The organism is Chelonobacter oris (assembly GCF_000772535.1).
GTDB lineage: Bacteria > Pseudomonadota > Gammaproteobacteria > Enterobacterales > Pasteurellaceae > Chelonobacter > Chelonobacter oris.
In genome coordinates this window covers 1-14,760 of record NZ_JSUM01000007.1, presented here as the reverse complement: position 1 = coordinate 14,760, position 14,760 = coordinate 1, and the positions used below count along the sequence as shown (strand labels likewise).

Annotated in this window: 11 protein-coding genes; 4 read left to right on the top strand and 7 right to left on the bottom strand. The window is 50.8% G+C overall.

Annotated features, from left to right (window positions below; genetic code table 11):
• Window positions 1–7: 7 nt before the first annotated feature.
• The 5 genes from OA57_RS05460 to ilvG form a co-directional block, all read right to left on the bottom strand.
• Window positions 8–1,975, bottom strand: a complete 1,968-nt coding sequence (locus OA57_RS05460) for a BCCT family transporter (RefSeq protein WP_052122394.1) — start codon at window positions 1,973–1,975, stop codon at window positions 8–10.
• A 213-nt stretch (window positions 1,976–2,188) separates the two neighbouring features.
• A complete protein-coding gene (ilvA, locus tag OA57_RS05455) occupies window positions 2,189–3,721 on the bottom strand; it encodes a threonine ammonia-lyase, biosynthetic (protein ID WP_034614603.1) in 1,533 nt (510 codons plus the stop codon).
• A gap of 4 nt (window positions 3,722–3,725) precedes the next feature.
• Window positions 3,726–5,567 carry a dihydroxy-acid dehydratase gene (ilvD, locus tag OA57_RS05450; protein WP_034614599.1) on the bottom strand — a complete coding sequence of 614 codons (1,842 nt, stop codon included), beginning with the start codon at window positions 5,565–5,567 and terminating at the stop codon, window positions 3,726–3,728.
• 70 nt (window positions 5,568–5,637) lie between these two features.
• Entirely contained in the window at window positions 5,638–5,862 is a 225-nt protein-coding gene (ilvM, locus tag OA57_RS05445) for an acetolactate synthase 2 small subunit (protein WP_034614596.1), read from the bottom strand.
• A gap of 35 nt (window positions 5,863–5,897) precedes the next feature.
• Complete coding sequence (gene ilvG, locus OA57_RS05440) at window positions 5,898–7,553, bottom strand: acetolactate synthase 2 catalytic subunit (protein ID WP_034614593.1); 1,656 nt, start codon at window positions 7,551–7,553, stop codon at window positions 5,898–5,900.
• 384 nt (window positions 7,554–7,937) lie between these two features.
• Here ilvG and dhaK point away from each other — a divergent pair, with 384 nt between their 5' ends.
• The 4 genes from dhaK to dld all read left to right on the top strand — a co-directional run bounded on the left by dhaK (window position 7,938) and on the right by dld (window position 11,858).
• A complete protein-coding gene (gene dhaK, locus OA57_RS05435) occupies window positions 7,938–9,008 on the top strand; it encodes a dihydroxyacetone kinase subunit DhaK (protein WP_034614590.1) in 1,071 nt (356 codons plus the stop codon).
• 32 nt (window positions 9,009–9,040) lie between these two features.
• Window positions 9,041–9,676 carry a dihydroxyacetone kinase subunit DhaL gene (gene dhaL / locus OA57_RS05430; RefSeq protein ID WP_034614588.1) on the top strand — a complete coding sequence of 212 codons (636 nt, stop codon included), beginning with the start codon at window positions 9,041–9,043 and terminating at the stop codon, window positions 9,674–9,676.
• Window positions 9,676–10,083, top strand: coding sequence for a dihydroxyacetone kinase phosphoryl donor subunit DhaM (gene dhaM, locus OA57_RS05425; protein WP_034614585.1), 408 nt, complete (start codon window positions 9,676–9,678; stop codon window positions 10,081–10,083). The genes dhaL and dhaM overlap by 1 nt, the downstream gene beginning before the upstream one ends.
• A gap of 71 nt (window positions 10,084–10,154) precedes the next feature.
• Entirely contained in the window at window positions 10,155–11,858 is a 1,704-nt protein-coding gene (gene dld, locus OA57_RS05420; protein ID WP_052122393.1) for a D-lactate dehydrogenase, read from the top strand.
• A 116-nt stretch (window positions 11,859–11,974) separates the two neighbouring features.
• Here dld and OA57_RS05415 read toward each other — a convergent pair whose 3' ends face one another.
• Window positions 11,975–13,105, bottom strand: a complete 1,131-nt coding sequence (locus OA57_RS05415) for an N-acetylneuraminate epimerase (protein WP_052122392.1) — start codon at window positions 13,103–13,105, stop codon at window positions 11,975–11,977.
• Window positions 13,106–13,312: 207 nt separating this feature from the next.
• The gene (glmU, locus tag OA57_RS05410; protein WP_034614582.1) at window positions 13,313–14,683 is read right to left on the bottom strand and encodes a bifunctional UDP-N-acetylglucosamine diphosphorylase/glucosamine-1-phosphate N-acetyltransferase GlmU; all 1,371 of its coding nucleotides are present in this window, start codon (window positions 14,681–14,683) and stop codon (window positions 13,313–13,315) included.
• Window positions 14,684–14,760 lie beyond the last annotated feature (77 nt).

Here is a 14,760-nt window from a genome sequence, read left to right as displayed (position 1 = left end):
TTGCCGTTTAAGACGGATCCAACGGCGCCTGCACCATCAGTTCATTGGCTTCGCTGTTCAACAACACCAGATAACGCTGATACTGCTTCAGCACATCGGCAATCAGTTCGTCTACCGACATATACTGTACATCATAGCCGATTCGCCCGTCGCCGAAATAAGTAATCGGCTCAAACACTTGCTCATGTTTCACGCTCGGCAGGCTTTCGTCTTCCAACATCGAAAGTGCGGTATCCTTACGCTGAATCGCAACGCCGTAAACAAAATCCCGCATTGCGCCTTTCTGAATCACCAATTCAATGCTGCGTTGCGGCGCTTGGCTTTCGTTCAACCGCACTTGTAACTTGTGCTTATCGACCAATTCATTACGCAACTGATAAAACGCCGGTTTGACCACCGCATTCATAAATTGCTGAATATCCTCTTCTTGTGTCTGTTTTAGAATCTGTCCCAATCGTTTTTTCCACTTTTCACCGCTCCAGAAAACCGTCGACTGGTTCAAACCGGTGTTGAAATAACTTTTATCCGCCCTCAAACCTTGCAATAAACTGAAACACAACAGCACCGTAATCAACGCAAACGGCAGCGCCACAATCAGCGTCATGGCCTGCACCGCCCCCAAACCGCCCGAATTGAGCAGCGCAATCGACAGCACAATCATGATGACGCCCCACAACACACTCTGCCAGCGCGGCATCTCTGTCGTCTTGCCGTTGGAGGCAATATTATTCAACACAAAAATCCCTGAATCCGCCGAGGTAATAAAAAACAGCGATAAAATCAATAATGCCAATAATCCGCTCACTGTCGGCAGCGGAAAATATTGTAAAAAAGCGAACAATAAGGTTTCCGGTGCAGCGGTCAGCGCGCTCAAGGCGCCGTCTGACGCCAAATCCTGCATGATGGCGCTATCACCAAAAACCGTAAACCATAACAAATTGAACGTGGACGGAATAATCAAAACACCGAGAATAAATTCACGAATGGTTCTGCCGCGTGAAATGCGGGCAATAAACAAGCCGACAAACGGCGCCCAAGAAAACCACCAAGCCCAGTACAACACCGTCCAACCACTAAACCAGCCGGCATGTTCCGGCGCATAACTGAACGTGCGGAAACTGATCTCAATCAAATTGCTTAAATAATAACCTATATTTTCCGAAAACACTGACAATAGAAAAAGGGTTGAGCCGCTGAACAGGATAAACAGCATGAAAATCAATGCTAATCCCAAATTAATCTCACTCAAGCGACGCACGCCTTTGCCCACGCCGGAAATCGCCGACAACACCGCAATGCCGACCACGACCAAAATCACCACCGAATTGGTGGCGAGATTATTGTTTTCTACAATCCCCATCGCCAGCAAACCGGCATTCAGCTGCGAAGCGCCGTAGCCCAGTGTCGTGATAATCCCGAACAGGGTCGCCACCAACGCCAACGCATCAATAATATGGCCGTATATGCCGTGGATTTTATCGCGCAACAACGGATAAAACGCCGAACGGATCGACAACGGCATACGGTAACGGAAACCGAAATATGCCAATGCCAGCGCAATCGTGCCGTAAATCGCCCACGGGTGAATCCCCCAATGGTAGAAGGTATACAACATCGCATCTTTTTGCGGATTGCCCTCGGTAATCGGCGCAACCGAGTGCATTAACGGTTCCGCCACACCGAAATACATCAAACCGACCCCCATGCCGGCGGCAAACAACATCGCCACCCACGAAAAAAACGGATATTCCGCTTCTTCTTCGTCACTGCCTAAGCGAATATCACCCAAACGGCTCATTGCCAGCAACAATAAAAACAGAATAAAAAAGCTGACCGACAGAATATAGAACCAGCTGAAATGGCTGAATGCAAAATTTTTGGCGGAATCCAGATTTTGCTGCATGATCTGCGGAAAAAAGATACAAAAAACCGCCAGCGCAACCACAAACAGAAAACTCGGCACAAATACCGGCATACTGAATGTCGTCTTATTTTTTAATAACGAAAACAAACCGTTAGCTCCTTAATCATTATCATTGAGTCAATATTCAAAATAAAAACCGCACTTATAATAATTAATTGGAATAAATAAATCAAATTTAATTACCAAAAGAAATAAAAATCAAAGAAAACGCCCATAAAAAAACCGGCTGAGATTTCGCCCAACCGGTTTTATGGATTTAACCCGTTACTTCAAAAAATACTGGTAAGAGAGTAAATCGGTAACATCCTGATAGGCATAGCCCAGCGCTTGCAGATGGTGCTGAAACACCTGTTCGGTGGTTTCACTAAGCTGGAAGGCACAAAGAATATCGCCGTAATCCGCGCCGTGGTTACGATAATGAAACAGGGATATATTCCATTGCGTACCCAATGTCTGCAAAAATTTCACCAGTGCGCCCTTCTGTTCAGGAAACACAAAAGTATACAATTTTTCCCGCTGTGCGCCGGCACTGCGCCCACCGATCATGTAACGGATATGGGTTTTCGCCACATCGTCATCGGACAAATCTTTCACATCATAACCGGCTCGCTGTAACTGGGCGATAATCTCCTGTTTTTCCGCTTCGCCGCCACTGACCCGAACACCGACGAAAACACAGGCTTGTTGCTTGTCGGCATAGCGGTAATTAAATTCGGTAACGGCACGATCGCCCAATAAATGACAGAATTTGAGAAAACTGCCTTTTTGTTCCGGAATGGTCACCGCCAGCAGCGCTTCGTGTTTTTCACCGATTTCACAGCGTTCTGAAACATAGCGTAAACTGTGGAAATTCAAGTTGGCGCCGGACAAAATATTAACCAAGGTTTCGCCTTGAATATTGTGCTGTTTGACGTATTTTTTCAACCCCGCCAGCGACAATGCCCCCGACGGCTCGGAAATGGCGCGCACGTTCTCAAAAATATCCTTCACTGCGGCACAGATTTCGTCGCTATCCACGGTAATCACATCATCTAAATACTGTCGGCAAACACGGAAAGTTTCATCGCCGATTCGTTTTACCGCCACGCCGTCGGCAAACAACCCGACCCGTTCCAGATCCACCGGCTCACCGGCATCCAACGCCGCTCTCAGACAGGCGGAATCTTTCGATTCGACGCCGATGACTTTCACTTCCGGCATCAATTGCTTGATTAACACCGCCACGCCAGCCGCCAGACCGCCGCCGCCGACCGGCACGAAAATACGATCGATGTGTTGTGACTGCTGAAGCAGCTCCATTGCCAACGAACCCTGCCCTGCAATCACCGCCGGATGATCGAACGGCGGAATAAACGTCATATGCTTGCTTTGCGACAATTCAATCGCTTTGGCTTTCGCATCATCAAAATTGGCGCCGTGCAACAGCACTTCACCGCCGAAACCGCGTACGGCTTCCACTTTGATCGACGGGGTATTTTGCGGCATCACAATCAGCGCCTTCAATCCCAGTTTTCTTGCCGATAACGCCACGCCTTGCGCATGATTGCCTGCCGAAGCGGCAATCACCCCGGCGGCTTTTTGCGGCTCGCTCAGGCCGGTGATCATGGCATAGGCACCACGAATTTTAAAACTGTTGACCGGCTGCCTGTCCTCCCGTTTGATATAAATTTGGTTATCAAAACGCTCGGACAGTTTTTCCATTTTTTGCAGCGGCGTCACCTCAACTACATCGTAGATATTGGAGGTCAACACCGCTCTGAGATATTCGCTACCGCTCGGTTGTACGGAAATCGTCATGGCATCAGTCCTGCAACTTGCTGCGATCGCGCACCGCACCTTTATCGGCGCTGGTTGCCAACATGGCATAGGCTTTCAACGCCAATGAAACCTGACGTTGACGATTTCTCGGCTTCCAGCCGTTTGCCTCTTGCTCGCGGCGGCGGTTCGCCAGCTCCGCATCATCAACAACTAATTGGATCGAACGGTTCGGAATGTCAATTTCAATAATATCGTTGTCTTTAACCAAACCAATCATTCCGCCGGCCGCCGCCTCAGGTGAGCAATGACCTATCGACAATCCCGAGGTACCGCCGGAAAAGCGACCGTCCGTTAACAATGCACAGGCTTTGCCCAAGCCCATCGATTTCAAATAACTGGTCGGATACAGCATTTCCTGCATTCCCGGCCCGCCTTTCGGGCCTTCATAACGAATTACCACAACATGACCCGCTTGGACTTTACCGCCGAGGATAGCGGCCACCGCATCATCCTGACTCTCAAATACAATCGCTTTGCCGGTGAACGTTAAGATACTTTCATCGACACCGGCGGTTTTAACGATACAACCGTTTTCCGCCAAATTACCGGACAACATTGCCAAACCGCCGTCTTGGCTATAAGCATTTTCTTTATTGCGGATACAACCCGAAGTGCGGTCATCGTCTAGCGAATCCCAACGACAGGATTGTGAAAACGCTTCGGTGGTGCGGATACCCGCCGGACCGGCACGGAAAAACGACCGCACTTGCTCATCATCGGTCCGCATAATGTCGTAACGATCGAGTTGCTCCGACATGCTGTAACCCAAGACGGTACGGGTTTGATTGTTCAACAGACCGGCGCGATCCAATTCACCCAGAATGCCCATCACACCGCCGGCACGGTGAACATCTTCCATATGGTATTTATTGGTATTCGGTGCCACTTTGCTCAAACAAGGTACGATTCTCGACAGGCGGTCAATATCATCCATACTAAAATCGACTTCCGCTTCTTGCGCCGCCGCCAGTAAATGTAACACCGTATTAGTCGAGCCGCCCATCGCAATATCGAGACTCATCGCATTGTCAAACGCCGCTTTGGTGGCGATCGAACGCGGCAGAACACTGTCGTCATCGTGTTGGTAGTAACGGTTGCACAGTTCTAAAATTTGGGTTCCCGCTTGCAAAAACAACTGTTTACGGTCGGCATGGGTCGCCAGACAAGAGCCGTTGCCCGGCAAGCTCAAGCCTAACGCTTCGGTCAGGCAGTTCATCGAGTTGGCGGTGAACATGCCGGAACAGGATCCGCAGGTCGGACACGCCGAACGCTCGATGGCTTCGCTGTCGGCATCACTGACATTCGGATCCGCACTTTGAATCATCGCGTCGACCAAATCCAGCTTAATCAATTGATCGGATAATTTGGTTTTGCCGGCTTCCATCGGCCCGCCGGATACGAAAATCACCGGAATATTCAAGCGTAGCGCCGCCATCAACATACCCGGCGTGATTTTGTCACAATTGGAAATACACACCATCGCATCGGCGCAATGGGCATTGACCATATACTCTACCGAATCGGCGATCAGCTCGCGTGACGGCAGCGAATACAGCATACCGCCGTGTCCCATCGCAATGCCGTCGTCCACCGCAATTGTGTTGAACTCCTTGGCAATGCCGCCGTTAGCTTCGATTTGATCCGCCACCAATTTGCCCATATTGCGCAAATGGACATGCCCCGGGACAAATTGGGTAAAGGAGTTTACCACCGCAATAATCGGCTTACCGAAATCCTGATCTTTCACTCCGGTCGCGCGCCACAATGCTCTCGCCCCCGCCATATTACGACCTTGGGTACTGGTCGCCGAACGCAATTTAGGCATAATCTTTTCCTCTGTTTAAACAATCACTCACATAATATGCGGTTTAACCGCACTTTTGTTTCACTTCCGCTTATTTAACCGCCACGTATCTGACATCAAACAGCTTGCTCAGCTGATTTACCAATGTTGCAATCGGGCGCTCCCCCGTCACGTTGAAATTCAGTTCAATCTGATTCTCACTTGAATCCATTGCCAATTGTATGACACAAAATCCACGATGGCGCACAACACGCAAAATGCGCTCCAATACTTCCGGGCGCCATTGCGCTTGCAGGATTAATTGATATTCTTTCATCTTGTTATCTCTATATGTTATTCGCCAAACCACACTTAAACGCCAATATCTTCCAACATGGTTTCATTACTCGCCCCCGGCGGCACCAACGGCCAAACGTTTTCATCTTCATCAATGCAAACATGCAGCAGATAAGCGCCCTCACTGTCAATCAGCCGTTGCAAAGCGTCTTGCACCTGCGAACCGTGTTCGATCCGCTCGCCGGCAATGCCGAATGCCGCCGCCAATGCGACAAAATCCGGATTATCGTCCAAAATGGTTTCACTGTGGCGCCCGTGGAAAAACAGAGACTGCCACTGGCGCACCATACCCAGCCGCTGATTATCCAACAACAAAATCTTAATCGGCAGTTTGCCGCGCTTGATTGAACCGAGTTCCTGCACATTCATCATAAACGAGCCGTCGCCGGTGACCAAAATAACGCAATCTTCGGGACGGGCTTTTTGTGCGCCCACCGCCGCCGGCAAACCGAATCCCATCGTACCCAGTCCGGCCGAGGTAATATAATTTTCAGGCAGGTTATGCGCCATATGTTGCGCCGACCACATTTGGTGCTGCCCGACGTCAGTGGTGACGACCGCACTTTGCGGTTTGAGCGCCGACAAGGTTTTCAATAATGTCCACGGATGAATATTCTGCTGATGTTCATTGCCCGGATAAATAAACGGGAAATCCTGTTTCAAGCGTTGAATATCCTGCTGCCAGTCGGTGATCGCCAAAGGTATCGCCAGTTCGTCAAAGGCCTGCGACAGATCACCGCGCAGCACCACATCGGCCTTGCGCAATTTATTGATTTCGGCAATATCGATATCGGCGTGAATCACTTTCGCATACGGCGCAAAACTCTCCAGCTTGCCCGTCACCCGATCATCAAAACGGGCGCCGAAAACCAATAGCAAATCGCTTTCCTGCACCGCATAATTGGCGGCTTTGGTGCCGTGCATACCGACCATACCCATATAATACGGCTGTTCTGCGTCAATTGCGCCCAACCCCTTAATGGTAGAAACCGACGGCATAGCTGTCGTTTGCAAAAAACGGCGTAATGCCGGCACCCCACTTGCCATGCCGACACCGCCGCCGACATACAACACCGGACGTTTGGCTTGTTGCAACAATACCTTGGCTTGTTGCAGATTGTCGCCCTGTTGCGCCGGGGCATTGTCCGGCGGCAAGACGATCGGCTGCGCCGTTGTCGGGGCAAACTGCACATCTTTCGGAATGTCGACCAACACCGGCCCCGGACGGCCGCTTCGTGCGCACTTGAACGCCTGCGCCAGAATCAGCGGCAACTCCTCGATATTCTGCACGATAAAGCTTTGTTTGGTACACGCCAGCGACAAGCCCAGCACATCAATTTCCTGAAAAGCGTCGGTGCCGATAAAAGGCGAGGCAACCTGTCCGGTAATCGCCACAATCGGCACGGAATCCAGCAGTGCATCCGCCAAACCGGTAATCAGATTAGTCGCCCCCGGCCCCGAAGTGGCGATACACACCCCGACTTTGCCGCTGGAACGGGCGTAACCGATGGCGGCAATCGCTGCGCCTTGTTCATTACGACAGAGCAGATGATCCAGACCCGAATCATAAATCGCATCATACACCGGCATAATCGCCCCGCCGGGGTAGCCAAAAATCACATCGACCTGATGTGCTTTCAAACTTTCGGTAACTAATCTTGCTCCGTTCATGTTTTCCTCGTAAACCGCACTTGCCTGCCTAACGTTGTCATAACAAAAAACCCCCGCTTGGGGCGAGGGTTTGTCTGATTTACAGCTTGATTCTGTTGCAAATTATCACCGCTCGCCGTCGGTGATAATAATCACCGCACCGAGAATAATACTAATAATAGAACGGACAACCGTTATGTTTGCAATCATATCGAACCAAGCCGGGTTAAATTTTATCTGTCTTACATAAATACCACATTTTATAGCCGCTTCAAACATTTTTTTCAGTTTATAAAATAATTTTTACCTGATTATTTTTCCAATTTGTGAGCGGGATTACAGACTTTGTCCGCATAATTACATACATTAACCACCTATTTATTTTCGATAACGCAAGGAGTGATGATGAAAAAATGGATAAATAACCTCGAAAATGTATTAAAAGAACAAATTTCCGGCTTAATTCTTTCCAATCCGAACTTAAAACTTAATGCGGAACCGCTGTATGTCTGCCGAGCCGACAGCCCTGTCGACGGTAAAGTCGCCATTATTTCCGGCGGCGGCAGCGGACACGAGCCGATGCACGCCGGTTTTGTCGGAGCAGGTATGCTTGACGGCGCCTGCCCCGGTGAAATTTTCACCTCGCCGACACCGGATCAGATGGTGGCGTGTGCAAGTGCGGTCGACAGCGGTCGAGGCGTACTGTTGCTGATTAAGAACTATACCGGCGATGTACTGAATTTTGAAACGGCGGTTGAAATTCTGCATGACGGCGGTACGCCGGTCGCTACCGTTCTGATCGATGACGATGTGGCGGTAAAAGACAGTCTCTACACCGCCGGCAGACGCGGAGTCGCCAACACCGTTCTGCTTGAAAAAATTCTGGGTGCCGCCGCCGAGCGCGGTGATTCACTGGCACAACTGGCGGAATTAGGCGCCAGACTGAACAACGCCGGCCATTCCATCGGCGTGGCGCTAGCCGCCTGCACCGTACCTGCCGCCGGTAAACCGTCCTTCACACTGGCGGAAAACGAGATGGAGTTCGGGGTCGGCATTCACGGTGAACCCGGCATTGAACGCCGCCCGTTTGTCAATTTGGATCAAACCGTTGATCAAATGTTTGCCACGCTGATTGAAAACGGCGGTTTTGAACGCCCGATCCGCCGCTGGGACAACCAAAGTGCGGTCTGGCAAGAAATGTACGAAGCCAAATCCGCCTTACAACGCGGTGATCGGGTGATTGCACTGGTCAACAATCTCGGCGGCGTACCGTTGTCGGAATTGTACGGCGTGTACCATCGTTTAACCAGCTGCTGCTCACAGTTCGGGCTGAGTATTGAACGCAATCTGGTCGGCGCTTTCTGCACCTCCCTCGACATGCAAGGCGTATCGATTACCTTACTGAAAGTCGATGACGACATACTCTCACTATGGGATGCGCCGGTCAATACTGCCGGTTTGCGTTGGAAAGCATAATGCGCAATACCGTTAAAAATCGAGGAGATAACATGAACTTAACCAAACGGCACATTATACAATGGCTACAAAACAGCGCCGCCGTGTTTGAACGGCAACGCGATTATCTGACGGAACTGGATACGGCTATCGGTGATGCCGATCACGGCTTAAATATGCAGCGCGGTTTCAGCAAAGTGCTTGAAAAACTGCCGACCGTTGCCGATCAAGATATTGCCGCCATCTTGAAAAGCACCGGTATGACATTGCTGTCCAGTGTCGGCGGTGCAAGCGGGCCGCTGTTCGGCACGTTTTTTATCAAAGCCGCACAACGTACTGCCGGACAGGAAACACTGGATTTAACGCTGTTTCAGCAGATGCTGCAAGACGGTGTAGACGGCATTGTTGCCCGCGGACGGGCAGAAGCCGGCGATAAAACCCTGTGTGACGTATGGCTGCCGGTACTGACATCACTCACCGACAGTGAACGACAAAAAGCCACTTTGCCGCAGGCATTGCAAAGTGCGGTCGAAACCGCCGAAAGCGCCCTTGCCGCCACCATTCCGATGAAAGCCAGAAAAGGGCGTGCCAGTTATTTGAACGAGCGCAGCATCGGCCATCAAGACCCCGGCGCAACCTCAGTGTTATATTTGCTGCAAGCGCTGTCCGCTGCGGTGCGGGAGGTATAATGGTTAATTTGGTTTTGGTTTCCCACAGTGCAACACTGGCCGCCGGCTTACTCGAATTAATGCGGCAAATGTGCGCCGACAACTGCAAAATCGCCGTTGCCGCCGGTATTGACGACCCGGCAAACCCTATCGGCACCGATGCAATAAGCATTCTGCAAGCGATCGAATCGGTCTATACGCCCGACGGTGTACTCGTGCTTGTTGATTTGGGCAGTGCCATTCTCAGCGCCCGAAGCGCCTTGGATTTGCTCGATCCCGAAATAGCGCCCAATGTAAAAATCAGTGCGGCACCGCTGGTCGAAGGTGCTATCGGTGCGGTCGTTGCCGCCTCCGGCGGCGATCCGCTCGATAGGGTCGAACAAGAGGCCTGCCTCGCACAGCAAGCGAAATCGGCACAATTAAATTGAGACAAGGCTTGTTTCCGTGCCGATAATCGGTATAGACTGAGGACACTGAACGGCAACCAAAAAGATCGCGTATGGCATCCTATAATCAAAAACAGCAAGCCCTGATTCAACAACTGAAGAACATTGTCGGCGAAAAGCATCTGCTGACCGAGCCGAACCGCACTTTGCCTTACCGACAAGGTTTCCGTTTCGGCAGCGGTAACGCCTTGGCGGTCGCCCTGCCTGCCTCGCTAATCGAACAATGGCGGATTTTACAGGCTTGCGTCAAGGCGGACGTGATCGTGATCACGCAAGCCGCCAACACCGGTCTGACCGGCGGCTCGACCCCTGACGGGAACGACTATGATCGCGATCTGGTGATCGTCAACACCTTGCGGATAGACCAAATTCAAATTATTAACCGTGCCGAACAAGTGATCTGTCTGCCCGGCAGTACGCTGTTCAAGCTGGAAGAAGTCTTGCTGAAGCACGGACGTGAAGCCCACTCCGTTATCGGCTCCTCCTGCCTCGGCGCATCGGTACTCGGCGGAATATGCAACAATTCAGGCGGCGCACTGGTACAACGCGGTCCGGCGTATACCGAAATGGCACTGTTTGCACAGCTTGATCAAAACGGTGAACTGCATTTAATCAACCATTTAGGGATCGATTTGGGCAACGAGCCGGAAGAAATGCTGTCCCGTCTGCAACAAAAACGTTATCGAGAAGCGGATATCAAGTGCGGTTCGGGGCAGGGGCATGATCACGGCTATTGTGATCACGTCCGCCAAGTTGATGCCGATACGCCGGCTCGTTTTAATGCCGATCCCCGTCGGTTATACGAAGCCTCCGGCTGTGCCGGCAAATTAATGGTGTTTGCCGTGCGGTTGGACACCTTCCCGTTGGAAAAAAACAGTCGGGTATTTTATATCGGCACCAATCACACCGAAGAACTCAATGCGATTCGCCGCCATATCCTGAGCCGCTTTCAATCACTGCCGGTCTCCGGCGAATATATTCACCGTGAAGCGTTTGATGTCGCCGCCGTATACGGCAAAGACACCTTTTGGGCGATTAAAACCTTAGGCACCAATAATCTGCCGAAACTGTTCGCACTCAAGAACAAAATTGATCGTATCTGCAACAAACTGCCGTTTCTGCCGAAACATATTTCGGACAAAAGTATGCAGCTGTTCAGTCGGCTGCTGCCGCAGCATTTGCCGAAAAAAATGCGGCAATATCGTGACCGATACGAACACCATCTAATCTTGAAAATGGCCAATAGCGGCATTGAAGAAGCCCGTGCTTTTTTGCAGGATTATTTTGCCCGCCATCAAGGGGATTTTTTCGAATGTAATCCGCAGGAATCACAGGCGGCGATGCTCCATCGCTTTGCCGTTGCCGGCGCCGCCGTCCGCTATCGGATCATTAACCATAAAACGGTAGAAGATATTGTCGCCCTCGATGTGGCATTGCGCCGCAATGATCCGCAATGGTTTGAAACCTTACCGCCGGCACTCGATCGGCAGTTTATCCACAAACTGTACTACGGCCATTTTATGTGCCATGTTTTCCATCAGGATTATATCGCCAAAAAAGGAACCGACCCGACGGCGCTGGAAGAAGAGATGTTGGAATTATTGGAACAGCGCGGCGCACAATATCCGGCGGAGCATAACGTGGGCCATTTATATCATGCCAAACCGACATTGAAGGCATTTTATCGCGATCTGGATCCGACCAACAGCTTCAATCCCGGCATTGGTAAAACCTCCAAACTGAAACACTGGCGTTAACGCCTCAATCTACGCTCAGGCTTGCCTGATACCGCACTTTCGTATTGCAGAAAACAAAAAAATCCCCTTAGCCTCACGGCCAAGGGGTAAACACAAACTAAATAGAGGAAAGTTTGTTATTCGATAATCAATCCGTTGCCGTCATAGCGCAACACTTGCACCGCACTTAGCGCTTTACCGCCATGACTTTCGCCACCGATTAATAAAACATTGTTATCATAAGACACCGTAACCGCATGGCTGACACCGTTGGTCAGCTCACCGATTCTTTTCCAGCGACCGTTTTTCAGGGTATAAATATCGTTATGCCACGCTCGGCTTAAGCCTTGATGGGCAAACAATTTGCCCTGCCGGAATTGTTGCTGCGCCCCCGGAAAATTACTGCCTCCGGCAATCAAATAGTGTCCGTTACTGTAGCCTGCCGCCGCACCGCTCAAACCTTCCGCAGTCTTTCCGACAACCGCAGGCAAATCCGATAATTTTTTCCATTCCGTGCGTTGCTTGCCGATCAGCCCCTGTTGGGTGTTTGCCGTATTCAAGCCGGGTTTGACCGCACCGCTGACCACCAGCACCGTCTCCCCCTGCCCGACAACGGCGGCGCAAGTTCTGGCGCTGAACGGCAGACTGCCTTCATTGCGCCAACGATTATCCGACGGTTGGTAACTCAGCAATTCGGCGGTAAAAAAATAATCCTGCGGCCGCTGTTCGAAATAGGCTTGCTGCACCGCCTCTTTTTCCGTGTGATCAGCGGCGGCGTAATCGTGTAAATACGCCCCTAAAATCTCAGGATTATTGCCGCCGAGCAGATAAATTTTCTCCTGATAAACCGCACTTCCCGCCCCGACAATGCCGCGCGGCGCACCGGTATCCAACTTTGCCCAGTTGTTTTGCCGTGGATCGTAGCGGTAAGCATCGTTCACCACCTGCAAACCGTTTTCACCTTGTTGCAGTCCGCCGAAAATATACAATTTGCCGTTCAGCGCCGCCGCAACCGCATACTGACGCTCGCCGCCGGGAAACTCGGCAATCGGCTGCCATTGCGATTGTTGACGGCTGAGATCCAACGCATAAAATCGATTGCCCGCACTGCCCAACCCGACATAAACCGTATTGCCGATCAGGGCGCCGCTGCCAAATTTAATCGGCTGCGGTAAATCCGGATAAGAACCTGCCTGCGCAGCCATCGCCACCGTCAAAAAAGAGAAAGTAAAACACGCTCGCAAGACGGTTTTTAGTCGTGTTTTCATCAATTTTATTCCATTATGCTGGCGTGGATTGGAAGACAATTATCATTTCGATGTGACGGAATGATAACGTCACTCCATGAAAAAATGCAAGGCAAAGTGCGGTTTTATGCATGAAATTCCAAGACAGATCACAGTTTTAACGTGATTATGCGGAATATTTCTACATCAGCGGCAACAACCGCCGCTGATGTAGAACACAAAGTGCGGTTATTTTTTCTTGAGCGGACGTTGCCAGTCGGCGATATGACGTTGTGCAACACGGGTGATTACCAGTTCGTTGTCGCCGACATCTTTGGTAATGGTACTGCCCGCGCCGATAGTCGCCCCGTCGGCAATCGTGACCGGCGCTACCAGCTGACTGTCGGAGCCGATAAACACATTATCGCCGATAACGGTTTTAAATTTATTGGCGCCGTCATAATTGCAGGTGATGACACCGGCGCCGATATTACAATTACTGCCGATTTCCGCATCGCCGACATAGGTCAAATGATTGACTTTAGATCCCTGACCGATCACCGCTTTTTTAATTTCGACAAAGTTGCCGACATGGGTTTGCGCCGCCAGCGCCGCCCCCGGACGCAAGCGCGAAAACGGCCCGATCACCGCACTTTCACCGATCACCGCCTCTTCAATCACCGAATACGGCTTGATTTCCACATCGGCGGCAATACGGCAGTTTTTCAACACACAACCTGCGCCGATACGTACCCGATCGCCCAACGCCACCTGCCCTTCGATAATTACGTTGACATCAATTTCGACATCTTTGCCGTGGCTCAACTCGCCACGCAAATCAAAGCGTGCGGGATCAACCAGCATTACGCCGGCCAGCAGAATTTTTTTCGCTTGCTGCTGCTGGTAGTAACGCTCTAATTGCGCCATTTGCAGGCGGTTGTTCGCCCCTTCTACTTCCATTCTGTCCGCCGCCGGCACAGCACACACCCGACAACCGTCCTGATTGGCAAACGCAATCACATCGGTAATGTAATACTCGCCCTGCGCATTGTTATTGTTCAAACGGGAAAGCCAGTTTTTAAAACTCGCCCCGCTCGCCACCATCACGCCGGTATTCACTTCTTGAATATTCAGCTGTTCCTGATTGGCGTCTTTTTGTTCCACAATCGCCACCACATTGCCGTCTTGACGGATAATCCGCCCATAACCGGTCGGATCGTCGAGTTTAACCGTCAACAACGCAATGCCGTTCTGTGGTTTGGCGGCAATCAGTTTTTCCAGTGTTTCGGGGGTAATTAACGGCCCGTCGCCATATAACATCAAAATATTTTCATCATCGGCAAAGTGCGGTGCGGCTTGCTGCATAGCATGCCCCGTGCCTAACTGCTCCGCCTGCAACACCCAATTAACCGGCTCGCCTTGCAAGCGCCGGCGCATCACTTCACCGCCGTGCCCGTAAATCAGGTGGATATTCTCCGCCCCCAGCTGTTTCACGGTATCAATCACATGTTTAACCATCGGCTTACCGGCAATTTTATGCAACACTTTCGGTAAATCGGAATACATTCTGGTGCCTTTGCCTGCCGCCAGAATCACCACACTTAATTTTTGTTTACTCATAATGGATTCTCTCGGAATAAAAATTGAACTGATTTTACACGAAATTCCGCTTATTACCTAGTATTGACGTCTCGTGG